We start from the raw sequence: 22370 nt of genomic DNA, 5'->3' as shown, positions 1-22370 counted from the left end.
TCTGGAGTTGCAGCCAATCTGCAATTATAATTTCCCGCGATGGATACCAAAGCGCACAGCGAACATAAGGAACGTGAGCATTTTTTCAACGCCGCAAAAATGGTGGCGTTTATCACCCTCATTTCCCGCATATTCGGTTTCTTCCGTGATATGGGAATCACATCTCTTGGTGCTACCAGATATACCGATGCTTTTGGCGTTGCGTTTAAACTCCCTAATCTTTTCAGACGATTATTTGGCGAAGGAGCGCTTGCCTCTGCGTTCGTGCCTGTTTTTACAGAGGTGTATGAAAAAGAAGGTACTGAAAAAGCACGTAAATTGCTCGCGAATTCATTTGCGTTATTGGCGGTTTTTCTTGCAGTGTTGTTGGTTATTGGTGAGATAGTTTTTTTTGTTATTTCACTTATACCCGGTCCGCACGACAGGAATTTCCTGATGAGCATGATGGTTATCATGTTTCCATATATGTTTACGGTTTGTCTGCTTGCGCTCTGTTCATCCGCACTTAATGCCAAGGGGCACTTTGTTTTTCCGGCATTTGCGCCGATTATCTTTAATATCTTTGGAATTGTTGCCGCATGGTGGCTTGCGCCGGTTTTTATGGAAAACCTTGAAGGTCAGCTTACACTGGTTGCGTTCAGTGTTATTATCGCAGGCGTTGTGCAGCTTGTTGCAATTATATGGCTGCTGAAAAGGTGCGGCCTTTTCATGACTCCAAGGCTTAAACCAATTGAGCCGGGAATACACCAGATACTTACGCTTCTTTTGCCGATGCTGCTTGGTCTTGGCTTTTTGCAGTTCTCGGAATATTTTCAGGATATCGTCGGATATAATCTTACCGCTGTAAAAGATTCTACAGATATTAGGATAATGGACTGGACAATTCCGCGTCCTCTGAAAGAAGGCGTTATTACACGCGTTCAGGCTGCGCGTAACTTTTATCAATTTCCAATGGGTGTACTTGCGATTTCACTTGGCGTCGCGGTTTTCCCATTGCTGACTCGTTACTCGCAGCGAGGCGATATTCCAAATCTGCGTGACGCGGTAAATCGTGCTATTCGTCTTTCGCTAATGGAAGGTTTCGCGACAGGTGTAGGTTTGTTTATACTTGCCGAGCCGATTATGATGATTTATGCACGCAGAAAATTTACGCTTCCTGACGCGATGCAGTCGGCATTTGTTTTGAAGATGTATGTGATTGGAATGTGGGCGTATTGCAGTTATCAAATCCTTGCAAGGGCGTTTTATGCCTGCAAAGACACCAAAACGCCATTAAAGGTTTCGTGCATTTTAGCGGTTGTAAATCTTGTGCTTTTGCTTGCGTTTATATGGATACCGCAAATAGGCCCCGGTGCTTTTGGCCTTTCGACGTCGATAACATTTATGATTAATGCTCTTGTATTGATGTATATTCTTCGTAAAAGACTTGGATTATTAGGTGGCCGGAAAATCGCAGCCTGCGTAATCCGCTCGGCAGTTGCCTGTACAGCAATGGCACTTGTGGTTTATTTACTGAAATGGAAATTGATGCAGACTGGTTATCTTATTGTTTTGAGTGTTTGCGTACCTGCCGGTACAATAGTTTTTATTGGAATGCTTTGGCTGATGAAAGCGCCGGAGCTTTACGAATTTATCGGCAGCATTAAGGAACGAAAACAAAATACCGCAAAGGTGTAAACTATAAACAATTCAGATAACAAATTGTTTATCGAGAGTTTGAGCAAATCTAAATATGCTGTCGTGCTTACCGGCGCGGGAGTTTCGGTAGCGTCGGGAATACCGGATTTCAGAAGTACAAACGGACTGTTCAGCAAAATTTCACAGGAAACTTTCGAAATAGATTTCTTCAATAGTCAGCCGGAAGAATATTATAAAATCGCCAAACAGTTTATTCATCCGCTGGCTGACAAAACGCCAAATGTTACCCATCAAATGCTCGCGAAGCTTGAAACCCGGGGATTGTTAAAAGCTGTAATTACGCAGAACATTGATCGGCTGCATCAAAAGGCAGGCTCAAAAAATGTTGTGGAATTTCACGGCAATGTCGTAACTTTTAGCTGCACAAAATGTCCGCAAAAATACACAAGGGTACAAGTCGATGAAAAAATCGATACCGCCGGCGTGCCGAAATGCGATAAGTGCGGCTCTTTAATCAGGCCGGATATTGTTTTCTATGGTGATATGATACCGCATAATGTTCTTTTGGCTTCACAGGATATTTGCAGCAGGTGTGATTTGTTCATAGCTTTGGGTTCGTCTTTGGTCGTTAATCCTGCCGCGTCGTTGACCGAATCAGCCTTCTACAATGGCGCAAAAGTGATTATCATCACAAAAGGCACAACACCTTACGACAAAATCGCACATCATAAATTTGATACCGATTTGGAACAGTTTTCAAGCGATGTTTTAAATTTACTCTGACGGAAGCGTCTTGGTATTCACAAAATAAATCAGATTCTCGAATTCCGTCTCAAGATTCAGATTGTGAACAATTACCTTATCGTCGCTTTTTAATCTGGTTGGAGCGAAATTTAATATCCCCTTTATCCCGGCCGCTTTGAGCTTATCAAACGCATCCTGTGCGTTAAATTCAGGCACAGTTACTATCGCCAGTTCTACTTCATTTGTCTTTATAAAGCCCGCAAGCTCATCCATCGGCAATATCAGCGTATCAGCTTTGCGATTGAATTTCGCAGGGTCTATATCAAAACCCGCGACGATTTTTATCTCACTTTTCGCGAAGCCCTGATAATTAATCAGCGCCCGGCCCAAATTGCCAACGCCGATAATGATAAACTTCTGTAACTTGTCTTTGCCGAGTACTCTATTGAGTTGCGTGAGCAGTTCTTCGATTTGATACCCGCCTCGGCGGTTGCCGGAGATTGAGAAAATCGAAAAATCCTTGCGAACCTGCGAAGCCGTTACGCCGGTAGCGTCAGCCAGATTGTCAGAAAAGACTTTCAGAAAATTGAGGGATTTTAAACGAAGGGCGGCATTCTTGTATCGTGATAACCGTAATATCCTGCTTCTGTTGCTCATTTTTAGTTGTCAGTATGTAGAAGATAGTCGTTAGTTAATTGAATACGAATCATTATAAAATGTATTCTACAATCAGTTATTATAATTTGTCAATGAAAATTATGTGATTTTATTCACAATTTCACATAAATGCGTATCGCCAGTCTTTGTAATCCCAACCGAAATCCGTTTGTGTTCTGCGGCTGCGGAATCCGTGTCTAAAAAACTTTGTGTCAATTCGTGTAATTCGTGGTTACAAGTTATATATGTGCCTTGACGGCTAAAGGAATCTGTATTTTCGATGGAATTAAATGTTGAAGAAAAGGATTTCATCTGTAAACTGCTTGTTGGGAAATTTTATTGAGGGACTTATGGAAAATTTTAACAAGACTTTAAAATTGGCGGTATTGCTTATGACTATTGTTAATGTTACGGCTTTTTGTTCGGAATATAATCCTGTCGCTGGCAGTAAAGCGTGTGTTGTCAGCGACGATGTACGTATCACGGTTTTAACGCCGGGGCTTTTACGGCTCGAATGGTCTGCGGACAAAAAATTCGAGGATAGAGCCAGTCTTACGTTTATTAATCGCAATACCAGTGTTCCTGAATATAAAGTTTCTCGCAGCGACGGCGTTCTTGAAATCAAAACCAAAAAATTATCCTTAAAATATAAAATCGGCAGCGGGAAATTCACGAAAGAAAATTTGAGTATCGATGTGGTTTCCGGCGATTTTTCAGCAGTATGGCATTTCGGCGATCTTGACGATAAAAATCTTTTAGGCACGACCAGAACACTGGACACCTGCAACGGCGACAGGAGTTTTATAGATAAAAAAAAGGTCGAATTTTGCCAGGGTATTATTTCCCGCATCGGCTGGTGCGCGGTCGATGATACGAATAATCCGTTATTTGACAATTCCGATTGGCAGTGGGTTATCGCGAGGCCTGAAGGTAATCGGCAGGATATTTATTTCTTCGGCTATGGCTATGATTATAAAACGGCGATGAAGGATTTCGTTGCCGTTGCGGGTAATATCGCATTGCCGCCGAAGTTCGCGTTCGGTGTGTGGTGGTCGAAATTCTGGAACTATGACGACCAGCAGTTGAGAGATTTGGCAGAGCAGTTCACACGTTACGACCTCGGCCTTGACGTTATGGTTATCGATATGGATTGGCATATTACATCAATGCCGGCGTGGTACAATGAGAAGGGCAAAAGGAAAAAAGACCAGGCAAAAGAGTCTTGCGGCTGGACAGGTTTCACATGGAACAGAAATTATTTTCCAGACCCTGAAAAGTTTCTCGCGTGGGCGAATGAAAACTCCATCAGGACGTGTATGAATCTGCATCCTGCAAGCGGTATTCAGCCGCATGAAGAGCAGTATAATGAGTTTGCAAAAGTAATGGGCGTTGACCCAAATACGAAAAAATATGTGCCGTTCGATATTGTCAATAAGGATTTCGCAAAGACGTATATGGATGTTCTTTTGCATCCGATGGAGAAAATGGGCATTGACTTCTGGTGGCTCGACTGGCAGCAGGGGGGTACGACGAAAATTGCAGGCGTTAATCCGACTTTTTATTTGAACTACGTTCACTTCAGCGATATGGAGCGTCAGAATAAAGTTCGGCCGTTGATTTTCCATCGCTGGGGCGGGCTTGGCAATCACAGGTATCAAATCGGCTTTTCCGGCGATACTATTATTACATGGGAATCGCTTGCGTATCAGCCTTATTTTACAACGAACGCGGCGAACGTCGGTTTTGGTTTCTGGAGCCACGATATCGGCGGGCATTATGGTGGGCGTTATGGCAGGTACGGTTTGGTGGGCGAACCTAATAATCCGGAACTTTATACACGCTGGATTCAGTGGGGCGTGTTGAGCCCGATTTTCAGAACGCACGCGACTGCCAGCAGTGAAATAGAGCGCCGACCATGGGCGTATCCGATGGAAAATTTCCAGGCGATGCGCAAATGCTATGATTTACGCTATGCGATTGTGCCTTATGTTTATACTTCCGCACGGCAGGCTTACGATACGGGCGTTTCGCTTTGCAGGCCGTTGTATTATGATTGGCCGAGAAATCAGGAAGCTTACGAATTTAAAAATGAATATATGTTCGGCGATAATATATTGGTAAATCCGGTAGTGTCGCCGATGGCCAAGGGTAAAAAATATGTAATGCAGAAAACCTGGCTGCCGGAAGGTCGGTGGATTGAATATGAAACCGGAAAAGTTTTCGATGGCAATGCTGTAATTGAAAGGCCGTTCGCTCTCGATGAGATTCCGATGTATGTAAAGGCCGGTGCGATTATTCCGATGATGCCGAAGATGAAGCGCGTGGATGAAAAACCGCTCGACCCGATGATTTTAGCGATTTACCCAGGCGATAAAGGATTTTTCAGCGTTTATGAAGACGCCGGCAACGACCAGGGATATAAAAATGATAAATTCGCTTTCACGGATGTAAGCTTTACACGCAGCGGCGGCAAAACAGATATTACAATAAGCCCGGCCAAAGGCGGTTATGATAATATGCTGACATCTCGCGGTTATGAGATAAAACTTGTAAATACGTTCCCGCCGAAATCAGTTTCAGTGAACGGCGAAGAAATTGTATACTGCATGGAACCTGCTGAAAATAGTTGGCACTACGATGGCGAAGAAGTCGCGACAATAATCTGCCTCGGCAAACAAAACACAAATGAAGCTGTTCAGGTTTCTGTCGAGCAAAGCGATGCGGATGTTGCGAAGCTTTCAGGCGTAAAAGGCAAAATGAACCATCTGCACAGGTTTGTCGATTTTGTCGGCAGGGCACCAGAGCCGATGTACGAGTTTGAGCCTGTTATAAGCACGTCGCTTGCCGGCACGAAGATGACGTACAATCCATCTTCGGCTGCGGAGATTGTGAATAATTTTGAAAACGATTATGCCAATGCTGTTAAGATTATCGAAAGCAAGTCCGCTGATAAAAAGGACTGGAGGCCATATCTCGAATGGCTGCAAATTAATTAGAAATTAATTTTGTGTAATAAAAAAAAGGCTGTAGTACGAAGTGGTATTACAGCCTTTTGTGTTTTCAGGCATATTATGCCAGTCTTGCAACGATAATCATCGTAAGGCCGACGATGTAAAGCAGGAACATCAATGCGAGCATCGGATTAACGCCTTTTGGTGCGTTCTTGAATTCCTTCCAGATGAACACGCCCCAAAACGCCGCGACTAATGTAGCGCCCTGTCCAAGACCGTAAGAAATAGCGAAACCAGCCTGGCCTGAAGCGATAATACTGAACGACATACCGGTATTCCAGATTATGCCGCCGAGTATGCCGATTAAATGCAGTTTCATTGAGCCTTTGAAATAATCAGCCATTTGAATAGAACTGCCTGTGAACGGTTTTGTGTTCCAGATGAAATTTGATACGAGCACACCGATTGAGAAGAAAACAACTGCGCTGTATGGCGTGAATTTGCCCGGTTCAATTGTTACGAAGTTACTCGACATCGATTGTGCCACAAACCAGAAGAACCAGCCCATCAAAACGCCGGCAAGAACAGAAAGCACGATTCCTTTTGTCGCTGTTTTTTGGCCTGTGCTGGAAAGCTTTTTATATGCAAGGCCGTCGATAATGATTGCAGCTACTACGCCTGCAACACCTATAAAGAGCATCGCTGCGTTGCCGACCGGATTTGTTATATAATTATTTATTACGCCGATCACCAGCGCCAAACCTACGCCGACCGGAAATGCAACCGCAAGTCCCGCAACGTCAATTGCGCGAACGAGCAGAATATTTGAAATGTTAAATACAATACCGCCGATTAGCGCGAGCATTATGGTTTTTGAAGTTGCCTGTGCGACATTGCTCAAGAAGTTTGCGCCTTTTGTTCCGTGCGACCCCATCGTGAACGCCATAATCAGCGAGAGAACCAAAACGCCGATGGCATAATCCCAATAGAACAACTGGAACTTCCAGTCTTTGCTTGCCAGCTTCTGCGTATTCGCCCACGACCCCCAGCAGAGCATACAAATCACACACATCAACACCGCAATTGGATAAGATTCGAGTACAACCATTTTAAATTCCTTTTAAAAATAGTATTATTTTGCGATAAACGCGTCAACTTCCTGTTTTGTAGGCATAGAGGCCTGTGCGCCGAGCCGTGTTACGCTGATTGCTGCTACTGCATTTGCGTACTTGGCTGCGTCTTTTAGTGAGTTACCATTCGCAAGGCCGTAAGCCAGTGCGCCTGTGAATGCGTCGCCGGCCGCTGTGCTGTCAACTGCTTTGACATTAATGCGTTCGATTGTTTCTTTGCCGGCCTTGTTCGCAAGCAGTGCGCCTTTGTCGCCGAGTGTGATGATTACATTTTTTACACCCTTGCCCAAAAGCCAGTCTGCCGCTTTTGATGCCGATTCGATATCGGTAACTTTTATGCCTGTGATTGTCTGCGCTTCGGTTTCATTCGGCTTGATTACATCGACCATACTTAATAATTTGTCGCTTAAAGGTCTTGCCGGTGCCGGGTCGAGAATGAACGGCACTTTATTTTTCACTGCGATTTCGGCGGCTTTTTCAACTGTTTCAATTGGTATTTCAAGCTGGCATACAACAACGCCTGCAGCTGCGATATCAGCCGATGCTTTTTCAGCGTCAGCGGGGAATAATTTCCCGTTAGCGCCGGGAACGACGATAATAATATTTTTGCCGTTGTCGTCTATCGCAATAATCGCCACACCTGAAGGAACGCCATCAAGCTGAACGATGTGTTTTGTGTTGATGTTGACTGATTTGAAATTTTCGAGCGATTTTTCCGCGAAGACATCTTTGCCGAGCCTTGCGACAAAGATAACATTTGCGCCGAGCTTTGCCGCCGCGACAGCCTGATTAGCGCCTTTTCCGCCTGGCGTCATAAAGAAGTCAGAGCCGGTTAGAGTTTCACCAACGATTGGAATTTTGTGCGATTTTGCGACGAGGTCGATATTGCTGCTTCCGATTACTACGATTGATTTGGATGACACAATTAATTCCTTTCTCAACAATTGATAATAAGGAAAATCGTAGCATATTTTAAAATAATAGCAAGGAAAAGTACAGGCGTTTGTGCAGTGAATTAAACGCTATTTCAATACAGCCTCAAGCTCCAGTTCAAACAGCAAATCGTCCCGGCAGACATCGGCGTTTACCTTGATGTGCGGCAGTTTTAGATTCTGCGTTCGGCAATAATTGTCGAATAAGCCGAAATCTTCTTTGTATTTGAAGTACGCCATTGAGCTTACGGTATTTGTCCAGTTCATACCGGCTTCGTTCAGTATTGCGCCGACAACCTGCATCGTAAACTCGAGCTGTGCCTTTGTATCGTTCAGGAAAACTGTTTTGCCGGCTATATCGATACTTGCCGTTCCGGAAATGTATAATCTGCTGTGGTCGGCTGTGCTGAATTTTACCGCCCGGCTGAAAGAGCTTTTGTAATTCAAAGCGGGGCACTGAAGCGGAGAATTTACAACCCTTGCCGCGGCCTTGTCGGTTTTCGGTTTAACTGCCAGAACCTGAACGGCCATTGCGCTGCCGTAAAGGTTCGCAACGCCGATGCCTGTGCTGGCAGGCACGAGTTTGTTATAAATATCGTGCTGCTCGAAGAAATGATTCCTTGCCTTGTTCAAATCGCCGTACCACGAAAGAATACCGTCCGCGAAAAGCCACGTGCGAATAGTATTCGAAAAATCGCAGCCGAGTGCGCGGAGAATTTTTTGAGATTTTTCAAAAATATTTTGAGCCTGGTCGAACTGACTTGTCTTGATATTGTCCGGCAGAACTTTCAGCATATAATAATTCGCGTCGTCATCTTCAAACCGGCAGCCGGCGAACTCGTCCTCGAAATAAATCTCGTTCGTTTGTTTGCCCGCAACCGCGTGAATCTGAAGATTGAATGTTTGTATCGAATCATCCTGCAAAATCGAAACCGGCATACAGGCAACTTGCGGGTATTTGGCTTTGAGAAATGCGCAGGCCTGCTCAACAGCCGCGCGATTCGCGAACATACGCATAGAGATAATTTGAAAAACGTGTGAATCGAGATAATCCATCGCGTTTTGCATTACGGTAACAGTCGCTGTGCAGTTTTCCGATGCGGTTATCCAGCATTCTGTATGATTTTTCCTTTCGAGGAAACGAACGTCGAGCGTCTCAAACAATGTTTTCATTTTTTGCTTTCATTCAATAGTAAACCGAATCGCGGGCAATACCCCCATAGATACTGCTTGTGTCTTTTTGTTTTGTTTATTCGTTACTTCTGTTGATATTTCGACGACCAGATTGTCTGTCAGCGGCCGTTTGATATTTTCTTCTGCTTTGAGCGTTAATATTAAGTTGTCGGCAGTAACATTGACATCCTGCAAAGTCAGCCCTTCCGGCGGCCGGCTCAACTCTAATTTCATCTGTTTGTAAACAGGGCGGTTCGCTATTTTGTAAATCAACTGTGTTGTTTTGCCGGGCGTAATTTTTAGTGAAGAACTGCCGGTGTATTCAAACGGCGGCGCAGGCCATCGAACATTCATCGGCGCAACGATAAGCTGCTGCGACGGCACAAGATGCCGGTACAAAAACGCCTGCATCATATCTTCGCAGGGAATAACCTTGTGCGATATTTCTTTGCCATTGATGTTCGCCGATGCGAAAAACTGTAAACTCGCCGGCTTGTCAGCTATATCTCTCGGCATTTTAATTGTCATTTGAATATTGTCCCGACCGGATGGGATAGTGCTGCCTGATAATACAAAGCCTTCAGGTGCGTCTTTGAGCGATATTTTTATTTCACCGTCGAAACCATCCTGCCGCATTGCATAAATATTGAAAGCTGCGCTTGCGCCGGGTCGAATATTCAATGTTGACGGCGTCATACGAATTGCAAAATCAGATTGCGGATTGCTTATGCGCAGTCGATACGCGTAAGCCTTGCCGCCCTGGTTTTGAGCGTCCGAGATTTGAATATAGTAATTTCCATCCGCGGGCAGTTCGGCGGTAAGGTATGAATCTGCGTGATGTGTCATCAGGCCGGTTATGTCTTTGTACAGATAATTTTCTCCGACTTCGGAAAAGTCGTCGTTCCATTTGAGAATTTCCCCGGATTCGTCCGTCAGCCGAAGCAGCGAATCGACAGGGGAGTTCAGCCGGCGTGCGGAAACTTCAGCGACGATTTTTTGTCCCGCAGTGCCTTTGAAAATGTAAGTATCGATATCGCCGGGCTTGTTGATTCTGCCGTTAATTATCACAGGCAAAGCAATCTGTTGTGCGTTTTTAATTATATTGTTTGATTCCGTTTCGTTGCACTCCGGCAGATTGTCAACGGCATAAGTAATGATGTTGGAGGGATATTTTGTTTGCGGACAGGATGTGTGCCGGATGTTTTCACCGCCTGCCGTTGTGTCAAGCATTAATCGGCCTCTGTTGATGTTCCAGCCGTCGATGGATGCGATTGTTTTTACGCCTTCACTTCCGCCCAGAGGAAATATTTGTGTAACGAAAGGCGTTTGACCGATTGCGATGCGATAAACGAAATCCTCACGGCCGCGGTATAGCGAATCGTGAATCTCAAGTTCGTATTCGCCGGTCGCCGGAATTTTGCAGAACATTACAGGGTCGGGATTGAATCGGTAATCGTCGTCGAACGCTATTTCTCTGCCGTTTGCGTCGTAGAGCGTCGTTACCGCCTGAAACCAGCCCGGAACTGCATCGGCAAGATATGGGTTCAAACTTCTTGCGTGCGTTTCAATCACAAGCTTTTGTCCAGCCTGTGCGCGGAAGCGGAATTTATCGATATCGCCCGGCATTATTTGACTGTTGATAAGCACCGGCAATTCTAAAGGTTTTTCTTTTATTGCCTGGGCAAGTTCAGGAAATCTCAACAGAAATTTTTGATTGCCTGTTTCAAGGCCGTTAATTTCCGGCAGCACGCCGACCTGAAAAACAACAGGATTTGTCGTACCCTGCTTTGTCGCAATTCTAAGTTCGCGATTGCCGGGCGTTGCGTTGGCATCGATGGTTATTTTTATGAGTACTGATTCGGCAAGCTGTCTGTTCTGCTGTCTCATTTCTCTGGGGAAGAAGAGCATTTCCCGAATGTTCAACAGTTCTCTGACGCTTTTATTTTCAAGATCATATAATAAAGGATGGTCAACCGGCCTGATGGCCTTTTTATTGGGGTCGTTGGCATCGGCTGCTTTGGCGTTTCTTCTGCCGAAATTGCCTTGACCTAACAGCGGAGGAGGATTGGTAATTCCCAGCTCGGCCATACGTTTGTTCCATACTGAAGCCAAACGTGTTCCTAATTCTTCCCGCTCATCTTTGTTGATGTTAATGGTTGACCTGTAATGCCTAACGACCGAAGCTTTCACGCCGCCGGAGATATAGACTTCACTTGCTCCGCCAAGGAATTGTCCGCCGGCTATAATTTGAACGGTTGTTCCAGTCTGTCCGCCGGCAGGATATAAGTAGCCTATTTCCGGCTTGTTGGTATTTGTCTGACTCTGTGTAATTGAAACACAGGCAAGCAAAACAAATAAAATATATTTTGTTTTTATTTTTTTCATTACATAATTTCTGTCAAGAGTCCGCCGCTGTCTTGTGATACCGGCATGACTTGCGTTTTGATTCCTGCCGAATTTGGCATTTCGCTCTGCGAGTCTATTCCGAGCAGTTCGTACATACTGGCGATTAGTGCCTCCGGTTTGATCGGCCTTTTGGCGACATTTTCGCCTGTCGCGTCTGTCTCGCCGACGACTTTCCCGCCTTTGAATCCGCCGCCTGCGACAAGTGCGGAAAAGCAGTTGCCGAAATGTCCGCGTCCGCCATTCCACGGCGGTTCCCACTGAACTTTCGGTGTGCGTCCAAATTCTCCGCAGCACCATATAATAGTACTGTCCAGCAGTCCGCGTTCGTTGAGTTCGGTCAGCAGAGTCGCCAGTCCCTTATCGAGTTCCGGCAGTTTTTGATTCATAATTTGAAAATGCTGCTTGTGCGTATCCCAGCCTTTATAATTTATCGTAATGTAAGGAACGCCCGTCTCTACCAGCCGCCGCGCCATAAGACACGATTGCCCAAATGTGTTGCGTCCGTAACTTTCCCTTGTTTCATCTTTTTCGGAAGTTAGGTCGAAAAGTTTTTTCATATCGCCGAAAATCATACCGTAGGCGTTTTCTTCGCACTTGTCGAATTTCTGAAACTGTGGGTTGCCGGGCATTGCCTTGCCGAGTGAATCGAGCGATTGCATAAGTTCGCGTCTGCTGATTTGCCGTTTATCGCTGATGCCCTCTGCGATGATTCCTTCGACTGCGAAAGGAGTTTTGGCAGGGTCGCCGCCGGTTGCGAACGGTTTGTATTTTGTGCCGAGAAAACCGGATTCGGAAAAACGTCCCTGAAGCTCTTCCAGTACGATATATGGCGGAACAAGATTTTTATAGCCGTGGTCATAACCTTTGAACAGCGATACGACTGCGCCGGCACTCGGATAAACAAGCCTGTCGGGTGTGTGGCCGGTTTGCACGATGTACGCCGCCGTTTCGTGCGAGTTGTTGCCGTGTGTCATACTGCGAATGAGCGAATACTTGTCGGCCTGTTGGGCAAGCAGCGGCAGTGTCGAGTTGATTTGTATTCCGTCAACGTTGGTCGCGATGGTTTTATTAAGCGGCCCGCAATAATCATATCCTGCGTTTGGTTTTGGGTCGAAAGTATCGAGATGACACGCCCCGCCCCATAGCCAGACTTGTATAACAGCTTTTGCTTTGCCTGTTCGTAAAGCAGCTGGTGCGGTTTGAGCGATAAGGTCAAGCGGATTTGCGAACATCAGCCCGGCCGTTCCCGCCAGACCCAGTTTTATCGCATCGCGTCGATTTATAAAATTCATATTCATATCTTCAATCTTAAATTTTTGTGTTTATTCGTGTCAATTCGTGGTTTCCTTTGGTTAATGCCTGTACAAAAATTCCTTTGAGTTTATCATCGCCCAAATCAAATCATTCACAGCTTCTCTTTTGTCAATGCCTTCGGTTTGAAAATATCTCGCGATAGTCTCCGATTCGGCCTGCGTTGGATACCGCGACAGAATATGCAAATACAGCGTTCTAATTAGTTGTTCACCGTTGTTGCGGTAGTTTCTTTTCAGGTTGTTAAGTGTCGGCCCGTTTTCGATTTTTTTCTGAATATGGCTGGAGTTCAGCAGATGCAGCGATTGCGAATCTGAAATCTGATTTATGCGTTCGCTTTCAAGGCCGCTATCGCGAGCCGGCCTGCCGAACATTTCGAGAAACTGGCTCGTCGTACTGCCGTCGGCTAAATCAATTGACGGGCTGTCTTCAGGTATGAATGTAAACGGTTCGGGAATCGGGCTTGAATATTTTTCCGTTGTGCCTGTGATTTTGCAGATTGCATCGCTTAATACTTCGGCGTCGAGTCTGCGAACCGGATAATATGCGAAAAGTTGTTCCGCTTTTGGATTATCGCTTTGCGGAATTGATGATTGCTGGTATGTGCGCGAATTTAGAATGAGCCGGTAAATCTGTTTGAGATTATATTTTGATTGAATGAGTTCTTTTTCAAGATAAACCAGCAACTGTGGATTAGCAGCAGGATTGTCAGGCCGAATATCGTCAGGCTCATGAATAATTCCTCTGCCCATAAGCCAGTACCAGACGCGGTTGACGATGTTTTTTGCGAAATATGGATTGTCCGCACTGATGAGCCATTTAGCAAAAACTTCGCGCGGGTCTTTTGTTATTGGAATTTCGATTTGACTGCCGTTGGGCAGCACGGCTTTTAATGGTTCAGTCTCGGCGGGATTTAAAAATACTATTTCTTCTTTCCACTCGGCCGTGCATTTGTATGAGATTCGCGAAAAGAACGTTTCGATATTTTTTTGTTTTTCTTCAGGCCATTTTTCTAACCGCACGCCCATAAAATTCAGCGCAACTGCATTTGCGATTCCGCTCGGCTGTTTGCCCTGAATCGCGCGATAGAAATTTACCTGCGGAACGCGAAAATTGCTTCCGCTGGAGGTGAGTAATTCATATACAAATTTGTCGTAAGGCATATTATTTTGTATCGAGGTGCGAATCCAGTGATGATATGCCTGCACAGCGTTCGGCCAGAGATTGATTGGAAATTCCGCTTTCACGCGCAGCAGGTCGCACCATTTTAACGCCCAGTAATCGGCGAACTCGTCCCGCTCAAGAAGTCTGTCAATCAGCAAGGCGCGTTTGTTGGGATTTATGTCTTTGAGGAAAGAAACCACTTCTTGAGTTTCCGGCAGCGTACCGATTACATCGAGATAAACTCTGCGGATAAAAACTTCATCAGAGCAAAGGTTGGCAGGGGGGATATTATATTTGTTTAAGACCTGTGCAACGAAGCTGTCGATTTTATTTTTTGAGGCGGTATCAATACCCGTTTCAAAAGGCTGTTTAATCCCATAGGAAATGACGGTTGTCAGGGAAATTAACACGAATATTGCAGTATTCTTTCTCATTGTGTTATCAGACGTTCAAAATAGTCAGTATATTGCCATAATTTTAATCCGCCGCAACAAATATATTGATTTTTGCCGATTAATAGGTAATATAATCAACTTTTACCCGATTGGGGAATAGTGTAACGGTAGCACGAGTGGCTCTGAACCATTTAGTCAAGGTTCGAATCCTTGTTCCCCAGTTTTGGAAAAAGTCTCATAAAAATCGCCAAACCAGTATTTTCATACCATATTTGCATATCTTCCGGTTGTTTTGTATTGTTTCAGTGGAGTGTAAGACAGAAGGTTAGGGATGCCTTATAATGGTTCAGAATGGGGGTTCATATGGGCTGGAGAAGCAAGTTTTTTTTCCTGATAGTAATTTACTGTGCCGGGTTCTTTTCAGCGGTTTATTACGTCGCTCATGGCGACGAAAACAGTCCTGCCAACGACAAGGCGGTAAGGATTGTAAATGCTATAAACTATTACAGCAGCAAGATATACAGCAGGGTGTCTGAAAAGTATTCGCAAATAGACAAAGAAGAGTTAAAATCCGCGTATAATAAAGGAGTCGAGGCGGTCAATGAGATGACGGCCAAATACTGCAAAAATCAGAACGACGCACAATAAATTGTGCAAAAAGTGAGAATAATTAGGTTTGACAATATTCCCAAATGGGTATATACACAACGACTGGTTTCTATGCTGCCAGGGTAGCAAGGGAGCAGCGACGGGTGCCGGTTTGGATGACATTACCGTTGCTTACGAGGCTTGAGATTGATTAGGCTTGCCTTGTTGCTGTACCGGGGGTTACCGGGACTGTGCTCGTGTGCCATAGGAATGTGGGTGTAAGTATCCGATTTGGGGGCAAATCACAGCGGCTGGCCTTTCAACGGGACAGCCTTTTTCTATTGACATATCAAATCCGCAAATTTAATCTGTTACCACTCTAAAGAATTTTCCACAGTCATTATCGGAAGGATACGATTATGAAAAAATGTTTAATGTTGATAGTTTTGTTGGTTGCTTGTGCTTTATTCGTTGGCGGTTGTGCTTCCGGTTCGAGCACTGCAAGAATGGATTATAATTTTTCACAGGTTTATAAAATCGCGGTTGTCGATGTTCTGGGCCCGCTCGGAAACGAAGGCGCAAAAAATCAGCTTGCCGATATTATTTCGATGCAGCTTCTGCAAAAAGGTTACGCTCCGATAGAAAGAGCGCAGGTTGTTACAATTCTCAACGAACAAAAATTTCAGCGCGACCAGAATTCAACTCCAGAACAGCAGGCTGTGAACGCCGGCAAAATTATGAATGTTCCGACCGTTATTATTGCTAATGTTACGGAATTTGGCGATGAGATTAGTATGTCCATTAAAATGCTCGACGTCCAGGACGGCAGCATTTTATGGGTCGGCTCCGGTTCAGGTTCGCATAGCAAATTGATGGGTACAATCCTTGGTGCAGCGGCAGGTGCCGGCGGCGGCGTACTATTAGGCGGAAGCAGCAATAGCGGCAAGATTGTCGGCGGTGTCATTGGCGGCGTTGCCGGCGGCGTACTTGGAAATATGTTGACGCCTGAACAGGCAAAAGCGGCAGAAGAAATTGTGAAGAAAATCTGCAAAGATATGCCGTCAAGAGTCGTCGTCAAAAAAGGTTTATTCGGCAGTAAAAAATAGTTATTGATGTTGTGATTATTCGCAGTAATCAGAAAACTATTCCATTGTTAGCTGTTTAAAATTAAGGGGCAGGGAAGTTATTTATTCCTGAGCTTCTGCGACTTTTCAGTAAATATGATGATGTTGCTCATCATTTGCACTGTCTCAACCGGATGCTGCCCAACGGCTGTTTCTCCAGAAAGCATCACATAACCAGTCCCGTCCAATATCGCGTTTGCTACATCGCTTACCTCTGCTCTTGTCGGCCTGATATGTTCGGTCATACTCTCAAGCATTTGCGTAGCGGTAATTACGAATTTTTTGCGTTCATTGCATTTTCTGATAATCATCTTTTGCATTATCGGCACTTCATAAATTGGCAAAGACACCCCCATATCACCCCGTGCAACCATAATACCATCGCAAACATCTAATATGCTGTCGAGATTTTCGATCCCCTGACGATTTTCAATCTTGGCAATCAAAGGACAATTGAATTTATGCTGATTAATAAATTCTCTAACACTAAGAATGTCATTTTTGTTTCGTACAAATGACTGGGCAATAAAATCAACCTTGTTTGCTATGCCGAACAAAAGGTTATCTTTGTCTTTTTCGGTTAAGCCTTCAAATTTCAAATTAATGTCCGGAATGTTAATGCCTTTGTGTTCCTTTAAGATACCGGGAACAATAACTTCAGCCTTTATGCCGTTCCTGTCACGGCTTTTAACATTCATGGCGATGTTACCGTCATCTATAAAAATGTTGCAGCCGATTTTTATATCGTATAGGGAACCATTGTAGTCAAACGGGATAACATCCTTTTTATCCGTTTCAAGTTTGTTAATCAGAGTTACAATACTGCCCTTTACAAGCTCCACCATTTTCCTTGGGCCTTTGAATAGACCGACTCTTATCCTGTAGCCTTCAAGATCCTGTAGGATTTTTATTTTGTTTCTGTGGGTTTTATTTAACCGCCTGATAATATCTATACTTTGCTTAAGGGTTTTGTGGGTGCCGTGAGAGAAATTAAGCCTTGCCACATTCATGCCGGATAGAATCATTTTTTTTAAGACAGCGACTTTGCTGCTGGAAGGTCCCAATGTACAGATTATTTTCGTCTTGCTCATTTTTGCCTCTATAAATCTTATAATTTCCGTGGGGTATATTATTTTAGCATAATTCTTTGTTATAACAAGATTTAAAGTTGTCCCTGACGGGGGTGAAATAATGTCCGGTACATTCGGTACATTTTTCAAAATTGCAAAACTAAATTTGCAATAATATAGTTGGAAATGTTTACAACCGTTATTTGAGATGTGCCGATGGTTGTCAATTACTGAATTGCGACATATCTTTCATAACCTGAATCAAAACCGGCTGATGTTTTTGATAAAAAGTGGATGGGTCTTTGACTTCCGCGTCAGCTTTTGTTGTAACAAGCTGGTCGCCCAGAACGTTCATTGGGAAAATTGCTTTGTCTTCATTATCAACGTACGCGATGGTATCCCAACCGCTGACAACAGTATATGTTCGTTCCGTACCTGCGGCCAACAGGTCGATTCCATCGGAATAATCCTGTGCAGGATTAGTAACGCCAAGCTGTGCCATCAGTGTTGCCGGAATGTCAAGATGACTTGTTATGCTGTTCACCTCTCGCGGCGATTGGTCGGGTGCCCACAGAACCAAAGGCGTTCTGGTTTGTTCCTCGCTGAAAGTGGAGTTATGTCCCCATCGTCCCTTTTCCATAAATTCTTCGCCGTGGTCGCCGGTGAGAATAACAATCGTCGAATCCAACAGGTTATTATCTTCGAGATATTTTATAACTTTGCCGTATTGGCTGTCGAGGTGGTTGCAGGAATTTATGTAGCGATTCTTTATTAACGGCATATCCTTTTTCAGGTCAACCTCGGCGTAATTAAATTCTTCGAGATACGGCGTGGCGATTTCATTTTCCGGCGGGAAATAATAAAGCGCGTGCGGCGATTCGAAGAACATAAACGTCATAAACGGTTTGGATTTGTCAGTGTCAGATATAAATTTAAGCATTTTATCGACATTAAGCCTGTCTAATTTCCATCCTGCAAATCCATTTTCAATTTCAGAAGAATCGTGCAGTTGCGATGGCGAAAGCGAGGCGAAAATAGTCTTGTCAAATTCCGGATAAGAGAATTTCGCGCTGCTGTATACATTTATTTGATAATTGTCTTTGACGAGCAAATCCATCAGCACAGGGCCTTTGTGTTCATCGAGGAATTTGAACCAGTAATTGCCGTAAAGTCCGTAAAACGACGCGAACATTCCCATTCTCGTACCGTTGCCGCCGCTGTAATGCTGATTACAACGGATTGCCTTTTGCGAAAACGCCCAAGTTTGCGGCATAACCTTCGGGTTCAGCATATCAGCACGAAGCGATTCTGCCATCAGGAAAACGATGTTATATTTTTTATTGTCGGCTTTCTGTTTGATTGGTTCAAGCGGGTATTGCAGATTGATTTCTCTGAACTTCATGTTGAATGCCGAATTTTTCGGCGGCTCAATACCGAAGGATTTAGCCAGTCGCCGGAATGTAATCGGCATATAGAAAGGAAATGCCTTGGTGACGGTTATGATTGGCCGATAAGTGTAAAAAGACGCCATGCCAAATGTAAAGCTCTGGAAAAGAAATAGAATTACCATCAGGCCTAACGCTAATTTTAATCTTGGGCGTGTAAGTTTTGTTGCGAGGAAATTTTCTATTTTTTTGGCTTTTATCAAAAGAACCAAAATCGCCGTTTGTGTTATAAGGAAAAACAGCACTATCAGAATGAAACTATTTGTAGTTGACTGACTGCTGCCCATTGATTCGACGCCGCCTTTGGTGGAAATCAGATTCCACACAAAACCGTTAAAGTGGAAGCCGAACATTTTGAAAATAAAACTGTCTGTATAAATTAGAAGCTGAACGAATGTTGTCGCAATCACCGCTAAAACGCCGGTGAACCAGGGCGATTTGAAAAATAACGGCACATTAAATTTCCGCAGAATCTGCCGCAGGGTATTCAGTATCAGGAAAACCGGAAGCAGATACAAACAGCAATAGCTTATAAAAACGATTGCCGCGAATGCGAACGTGGCGAAATTTATGTAATGAATCTGTTTGAGAAAAACAGAAGCGTTAATCAGAAGCAGTAAGTACGAAATTACAAAATATTGCGACAGTATTGAAGATTTTTTGCTTTTTTCCATATGGCGGGAATTATACACAAAAACAGAAATTTTTAAAACTAATTATTTATATCAATTCACTGGGGTCTTGGTTGTAAAACCGCATTAATTCATCGTATAGTTCTGGATGTACACTCTTCATTTCTATAGGTTTTTCGAAGAAAAATTCCGTTGCGACCGCAAAAAACTCTGCCGGACTTTCCGCACCGTATTCGTCCAGAAGGCAGGGCAGATAAAATTCAGCCGCATCTTTTAGCTCTAAATAATGCTCGTGCAGAACTTCCGCCCATGCCGCGAAACTGGCATTGCTTTTAAGTACGGCACTGTTATCGCCTGCGCCTCCGGATGTGTCGATTTGATGTGCGAATTCGTGAAAGATAACGTTTCTGCCGTCCCGCATATCTGCGATGTCGAGTTGGATATCTGCCCAGGATAGAATGACCGTCCCCCTGTGCCATGATTGCCCGCTTAGAACTTCAGGCCCTTCAACGACAATACCGCCCGGCAGATATTCTTTGTTAGGCGCAATGAACGCATCGGGATAAACCAAAATTGTGTAAAGGCCGGGATAATAATCTGTCCGCCGATGGAGCAAAAGCACGCACGCATAAGCGGCGATTATGACTCTTGTCCAATCGGTGATTTTGAAACCGTTGCAGCCTTCGAACTCTTTCTCCGCCATGAATATCTGTATATGCCTTCGGAGTTCCATCCTGTCGGCGTCATTAAGCCGGTTGTAAATCGGAACATCGTCCTGAAGGACGTTCAGCCATTCGTCCGGAAATGGACGAGCGGCAATTTTATTGCGTCTCCGATTTTTGAACCAGCCCATTTTCAACCTTTCATAGAATCCGCATTATACAGGATTTTCTTTACAAATTGCACAAAATATATATCTTATGGGCAAACACTAATTTGAAAGATAATGGAATAATGAGCAATAGGATAATATTTGCGGCACTGCTTTTGTTTAGTTGTATAGTTTTGGCACAGGATGAACCCAACCAGTTCGGGCCGACGGTGTCTCTTGTCTGCAATAAACCAAATCCGCTGAATGAGTTTATGTATTTTGTTCCGTTGATTTCGCCGGTAGAGGTTACGAATCAAAGAAGCGAAGACAATAAGCAAGTTGGTTACGTAACTTCATATCAAAGACAGATTAACGCAGACTCCTTCACTGTTTCCTGCGAGTTCAAAATGGAAGGTCAGGGGTATAATATTAATAATTTTGACAAAAAGGCGATGATTGCACGAAATGAAAAAAATGTCAAAAACGGCAAGCCGATAAGAAATATTCTGGATTACATTAAATTTAACGGCGAAGGTATGGGCAGAATAGATGTCTGGGGCACCATCTCAAACAAAGTAAGAACTGTAACGCGGGTTGAAGTGCATTTTAATGTAGGCGAAGCCAAAAGCCCCGTATATGCCGGCTTGTACAGTGTAGAGCCAAATAATGGCAAATACTTATATGAAAACAGATATGGTATGAAAGTCGCCAGGGTAAACACGCTTATTTTCACAAAAGACGGAGACGTTCCCCGAATGGATATTAAAGTTGATGCTGTGGGAACAATGGAAGATGAAATGGGAATTATGGGGTGTATTATTGGCGTGATAGCGAATATGATAATTCAGCCGCTCGAAATTTCCAAAATCGGCAACGATGAAATGCTAAAACTTGGATTGGCACTGTCAGAAAACAAAGAAACTTTTACTTTCCCCAAAGCTCGAAATTTAATCGTAAAGTAAAGACTGTAATTATTCGTTCTGGCCGAATCCGTAATTTTGATATTTAATGTTTAATTTTTGATTTTCAAACCTGACCTTCGGTCAGTTTGAATTGTTACCATTTTTTGAAAATCACAAAAACCGCCATCACGATTAAAGCGAAGCCAACCAGATAATTCCACTTAAAAGGCTCGCGCAGGTACAAAATGGAAAAAACTGAAAACACGACAAGCGTTATTACTTCCTGTATGGTTTTTAGCTGTGCAGCGGAGTAGCCGGCGTCGTGTCCGATTCTGTTGGCAGGAACCTGAAAGCAGTATTCCAAAAACGCGATTAGCCAGCTTATAAGTATGACAATCATAATCGGCTTGCTTTTGAATTTTAAATGGCCATACCACGCGAAGGTCATAAAGATATTTGAAATTGTCAAAAGCACGATTGTTTTCATATTTGCTCCGATGTGAAAATAAATTACTTGTTACGACACAAAGAACTTTTGTCTTTGATGTAACTGTTATACAAATTTAATTTAGTGAAAAATATTTCCATATATAAACAGCCTCGGCCTTTTGGCCGAATCTGCAATTTTGATATTTAATTTTTGATTTTTGATATATTAATGAATAAAGCCTTGTATGCCTTTGCGAATCAGCATAACAGCGATAGCGGCAAGCAGCAGGCTCATAACTTTTGACATCGTTTTGGAACCTGCGTTTCCGAAAATTTTTATTAAGTGATGCGATTGCTTCAAAATAACAGCGGCAATCAGAATGTTCGCCAGAACAGACAGAATAGTTGGTGTTATGCCGTGTTGAGATACGAGAATCAAAGACGTTGTCAGAACCGCAGGCCCCACCAGAAGCGGAACACCCAGCGGAACCGAGCCGAGATTATCGGCTGATAATTTTCGTGTGCGTTCGGTATTTATTAAATCTGTTATGGAAATACAGAACAGAATCGCGCCGCCTGCAATCATAAAATCTTCCATCGTTATTCCGAGGAATTTGAAAAGCAGTTTACCGACAAGAATAAAAATCACCGCGACGGTTGCCGCCGTCAATGTTGACTGGACGATGATACGGCTCTTCTGTTTTTTGCTCATACCTTCGGTCAGGCCGAAGAACACAGGCATAAGCCCCAGCGCATCGATAGCCACGAACAATGGTATGAAAGCCAGTAAAAAGTTTTTTATCATTTTTGCCTTAATACGGATTTTAAAAATTTCTCGTGCTGTTCCGCCGCTGCGGAATCCGCGGGT

General features: G+C 43.9%; 18 protein-coding genes and 1 tRNA gene. 7 read left to right on the top strand and 12 right to left on the bottom strand.

The window, feature by feature from the left end; all coding sequences use genetic code 11:
- Positions 1-39 precede the first annotated feature (39 nt).
- Together murJ and LLF92_06065 are read left to right on the top strand one after the other, a co-directional pair.
- Positions 40-1677 (top strand): murein biosynthesis integral membrane protein MurJ, encoded by a 1638-nt coding sequence (gene murJ / locus LLF92_06070; protein ID MCE5340678.1) that lies wholly within the window; start codon positions 40-42, stop codon positions 1675-1677.
- A gap of 24 nt (positions 1678-1701) precedes the next feature.
- Positions 1702-2421, top strand: a complete 720-nt coding sequence (locus tag LLF92_06065; GenBank protein ID MCE5340677.1) for an NAD-dependent protein deacylase — start codon at positions 1702-1704, stop codon at positions 2419-2421.
- Here LLF92_06065 and LLF92_06060 read toward each other — a convergent pair.
- Positions 2413-3039: a redox-sensing transcriptional repressor Rex gene (locus tag LLF92_06060; GenBank protein ID MCE5340676.1), complete on the bottom strand. Its 627-nt coding sequence runs from the start codon at positions 3037-3039 to the stop codon at positions 2413-2415. The two genes, LLF92_06065 and LLF92_06060, sit on opposite strands and share 9 nt — an antisense overlap.
- Positions 3040-3389: 350 nt before the next feature.
- Here LLF92_06060 and LLF92_06055 point away from each other — a divergent pair, with 350 nt between their 5' ends.
- Positions 3390-6035, top strand: coding sequence for a glycoside hydrolase family 31 protein (locus LLF92_06055; protein MCE5340675.1), 2646 nt, complete (start codon positions 3390-3392; stop codon positions 6033-6035).
- 73 nt (positions 6036-6108) lie between these two features.
- Here the strand turns inward: LLF92_06055 and LLF92_06050 are convergent, their stop codons facing one another.
- The 6 genes from LLF92_06050 to LLF92_06025 form a co-directional block, all read right to left on the bottom strand.
- Positions 6109-7098 (bottom strand): GRP family sugar transporter, encoded by a 990-nt coding sequence (locus LLF92_06050; protein ID MCE5340674.1) that lies wholly within the window; start codon positions 7096-7098, stop codon positions 6109-6111.
- A 24-nt stretch (positions 7099-7122) separates the two neighbouring features.
- Entirely contained in the window at positions 7123-8043 is a 921-nt protein-coding gene (gene rbsK, locus LLF92_06045; protein ID MCE5340673.1) for a ribokinase, read from the bottom strand.
- Positions 8044-8142: 99 nt separating this feature from the next.
- Positions 8143-9225 carry a hypothetical protein gene (locus LLF92_06040; GenBank protein MCE5340672.1) on the bottom strand — a complete coding sequence of 361 codons (1083 nt, stop codon included), beginning with the start codon at positions 9223-9225 and terminating at the stop codon, positions 8143-8145.
- Between the two features lie 9 nt (positions 9226-9234).
- Complete coding sequence (locus tag LLF92_06035) at positions 9235-11610, bottom strand: hypothetical protein (protein MCE5340671.1); 2376 nt, start codon at positions 11608-11610, stop codon at positions 9235-9237.
- The gene (locus LLF92_06030) at positions 11610-12929 is read right to left on the bottom strand and encodes a DUF1501 domain-containing protein (protein MCE5340670.1); all 1320 of its coding nucleotides are present in this window, start codon (positions 12927-12929) and stop codon (positions 11610-11612) included. Before LLF92_06030 ends, LLF92_06035 begins: the two co-directional genes overlap by 1 nt.
- 54 nt (positions 12930-12983) lie before the next feature.
- Positions 12984-14540 (bottom strand): DUF1549 and DUF1553 domain-containing protein, encoded by a 1557-nt coding sequence (locus tag LLF92_06025; protein ID MCE5340669.1) that lies wholly within the window; start codon positions 14538-14540, stop codon positions 12984-12986.
- Between the two features lie 111 nt (positions 14541-14651).
- Here LLF92_06025 and LLF92_06020 point away from each other — a divergent pair.
- From LLF92_06020 to LLF92_06010, 3 genes are all read left to right on the top strand, one after another.
- A tRNA-Gln gene (locus LLF92_06020) sits at positions 14652-14722 on the top strand.
- A gap of 142 nt (positions 14723-14864) precedes the next feature.
- Positions 14865-15149: a hypothetical protein gene (locus LLF92_06015; GenBank protein MCE5340668.1), complete on the top strand. Its 285-nt coding sequence runs from the start codon at positions 14865-14867 to the stop codon at positions 15147-15149.
- Positions 15150-15508: 359 nt separating this feature from the next.
- On the top strand, positions 15509-16195 hold the full coding sequence (locus tag LLF92_06010) for a CsgG/HfaB family protein (GenBank protein MCE5340667.1): 687 nt from the start codon (positions 15509-15511) through the stop codon (positions 16193-16195).
- 77 nt (positions 16196-16272) lie between these two features.
- On the opposite strand, the gene pyk is transcribed toward LLF92_06010, so the two are convergent.
- From pyk to LLF92_05995, 3 genes are all read right to left on the bottom strand, one after another.
- Positions 16273-17304 (bottom strand): pyruvate kinase, encoded by a 1032-nt coding sequence (gene pyk, locus LLF92_06005; protein MCE5340666.1) that lies wholly within the window; start codon positions 17302-17304, stop codon positions 16273-16275.
- Positions 17305-17506: 202 nt separating this feature from the next.
- Positions 17507-19402, bottom strand: coding sequence for a sulfatase-like hydrolase/transferase (locus tag LLF92_06000; protein MCE5340665.1), 1896 nt, complete (start codon positions 19400-19402; stop codon positions 17507-17509).
- A gap of 46 nt (positions 19403-19448) precedes the next feature.
- Positions 19449-20213, bottom strand: coding sequence for a zinc-dependent peptidase (locus LLF92_05995; protein MCE5340664.1), 765 nt, complete (start codon positions 20211-20213; stop codon positions 19449-19451).
- Positions 20214-20314: 101 nt separating this feature from the next.
- Between LLF92_05995 and LLF92_05990 the strand changes: the two genes are divergently transcribed.
- On the top strand, positions 20315-21133 hold the full coding sequence (locus LLF92_05990) for a hypothetical protein (protein MCE5340663.1): 819 nt from the start codon (positions 20315-20317) through the stop codon (positions 21131-21133).
- A 94-nt stretch (positions 21134-21227) separates the two neighbouring features.
- Here LLF92_05990 and LLF92_05985 read toward each other — a convergent pair whose 3' ends face one another.
- Both LLF92_05985 and LLF92_05980 read right to left on the bottom strand, forming a co-directional pair.
- Positions 21228-21560 (bottom strand): DMT family protein, encoded by a 333-nt coding sequence (locus LLF92_05985; protein ID MCE5340662.1) that lies wholly within the window; start codon positions 21558-21560, stop codon positions 21228-21230.
- Between the two features lie 168 nt (positions 21561-21728).
- Positions 21729-22307: a MarC family protein gene (locus LLF92_05980; GenBank protein MCE5340661.1), complete on the bottom strand. Its 579-nt coding sequence runs from the start codon at positions 22305-22307 to the stop codon at positions 21729-21731.
- Positions 22308-22370: the final 63 nt, after the last annotated feature.

The sequence above is a fragment of the Planctomycetaceae bacterium genome, assembly GCA_021371795.1.
In the GTDB taxonomy this organism is placed as follows: Bacteria; Planctomycetota; Phycisphaerae; order Sedimentisphaerales; family UBA12454; genus UBA12454.
This window is presented reverse-complemented; position numbering and strand designations above follow the sequence as displayed.

Excerpts from the sequence above, each read along its gene's own strand:
- murJ (MCE5340678.1), top strand. The coding sequence starts at position 40 with ATGGATACCAAAGCGCACAGCGAACATAAGGAACGTGAGCATTTTTTC.
- LLF92_06060 (MCE5340676.1), bottom strand. The coding sequence starts at position 3,039 with ATGAGCAACAGAAGCAGGATATTACGGTTATCACGATACAAGAATGCC.
- LLF92_06055 (MCE5340675.1), top strand. The coding sequence starts at position 3,390 with ATGGAAAATTTTAACAAGACTTTAAAATTGGCGGTATTGCTTATGACT.
- LLF92_06050 (MCE5340674.1), bottom strand. The coding sequence starts at position 7,098 with ATGGTTGTACTCGAATCTTATCCAATTGCGGTGTTGATGTGTGTGATT.
- LLF92_06040 (MCE5340672.1), bottom strand. The coding sequence starts at position 9,225 with ATGAAAACATTGTTTGAGACGCTCGACGTTCGTTTCCTCGAAAGGAAA.
- LLF92_06035 (MCE5340671.1), bottom strand. The coding sequence starts at position 11,610 with ATGAAAAAAATAAAAACAAAATATATTTTATTTGTTTTGCTTGCCTGT.
- LLF92_06030 (MCE5340670.1), bottom strand. The coding sequence starts at position 12,929 with ATGAATATGAATTTTATAAATCGACGCGATGCGATAAAACTGGGTCTG.
- LLF92_06025 (MCE5340669.1), bottom strand. The coding sequence starts at position 14,540 with ATGAGAAAGAATACTGCAATATTCGTGTTAATTTCCCTGACAACCGTC.
- LLF92_06015 (MCE5340668.1), top strand. The coding sequence starts at position 14,865 with ATGGGCTGGAGAAGCAAGTTTTTTTTCCTGATAGTAATTTACTGTGCC.
- LLF92_06010 (MCE5340667.1), top strand. The coding sequence starts at position 15,509 with ATGAAAAAATGTTTAATGTTGATAGTTTTGTTGGTTGCTTGTGCTTTA.
- pyk (MCE5340666.1), bottom strand. The coding sequence starts at position 17,304 with ATGAGCAAGACGAAAATAATCTGTACATTGGGACCTTCCAGCAGCAAA.
- LLF92_06000 (MCE5340665.1), bottom strand. The coding sequence starts at position 19,402 with ATGGAAAAAAGCAAAAAATCTTCAATACTGTCGCAATATTTTGTAATT.
- LLF92_05995 (MCE5340664.1), bottom strand. The coding sequence starts at position 20,213 with ATGGGCTGGTTCAAAAATCGGAGACGCAATAAAATTGCCGCTCGTCCA.
- LLF92_05990 (MCE5340663.1), top strand. The coding sequence starts at position 20,315 with ATGAGCAATAGGATAATATTTGCGGCACTGCTTTTGTTTAGTTGTATA.
- LLF92_05985 (MCE5340662.1), bottom strand. The coding sequence starts at position 21,560 with ATGAAAACAATCGTGCTTTTGACAATTTCAAATATCTTTATGACCTTC.
- LLF92_05980 (MCE5340661.1), bottom strand. The coding sequence starts at position 22,307 with ATGATAAAAAACTTTTTACTGGCTTTCATACCATTGTTCGTGGCTATC.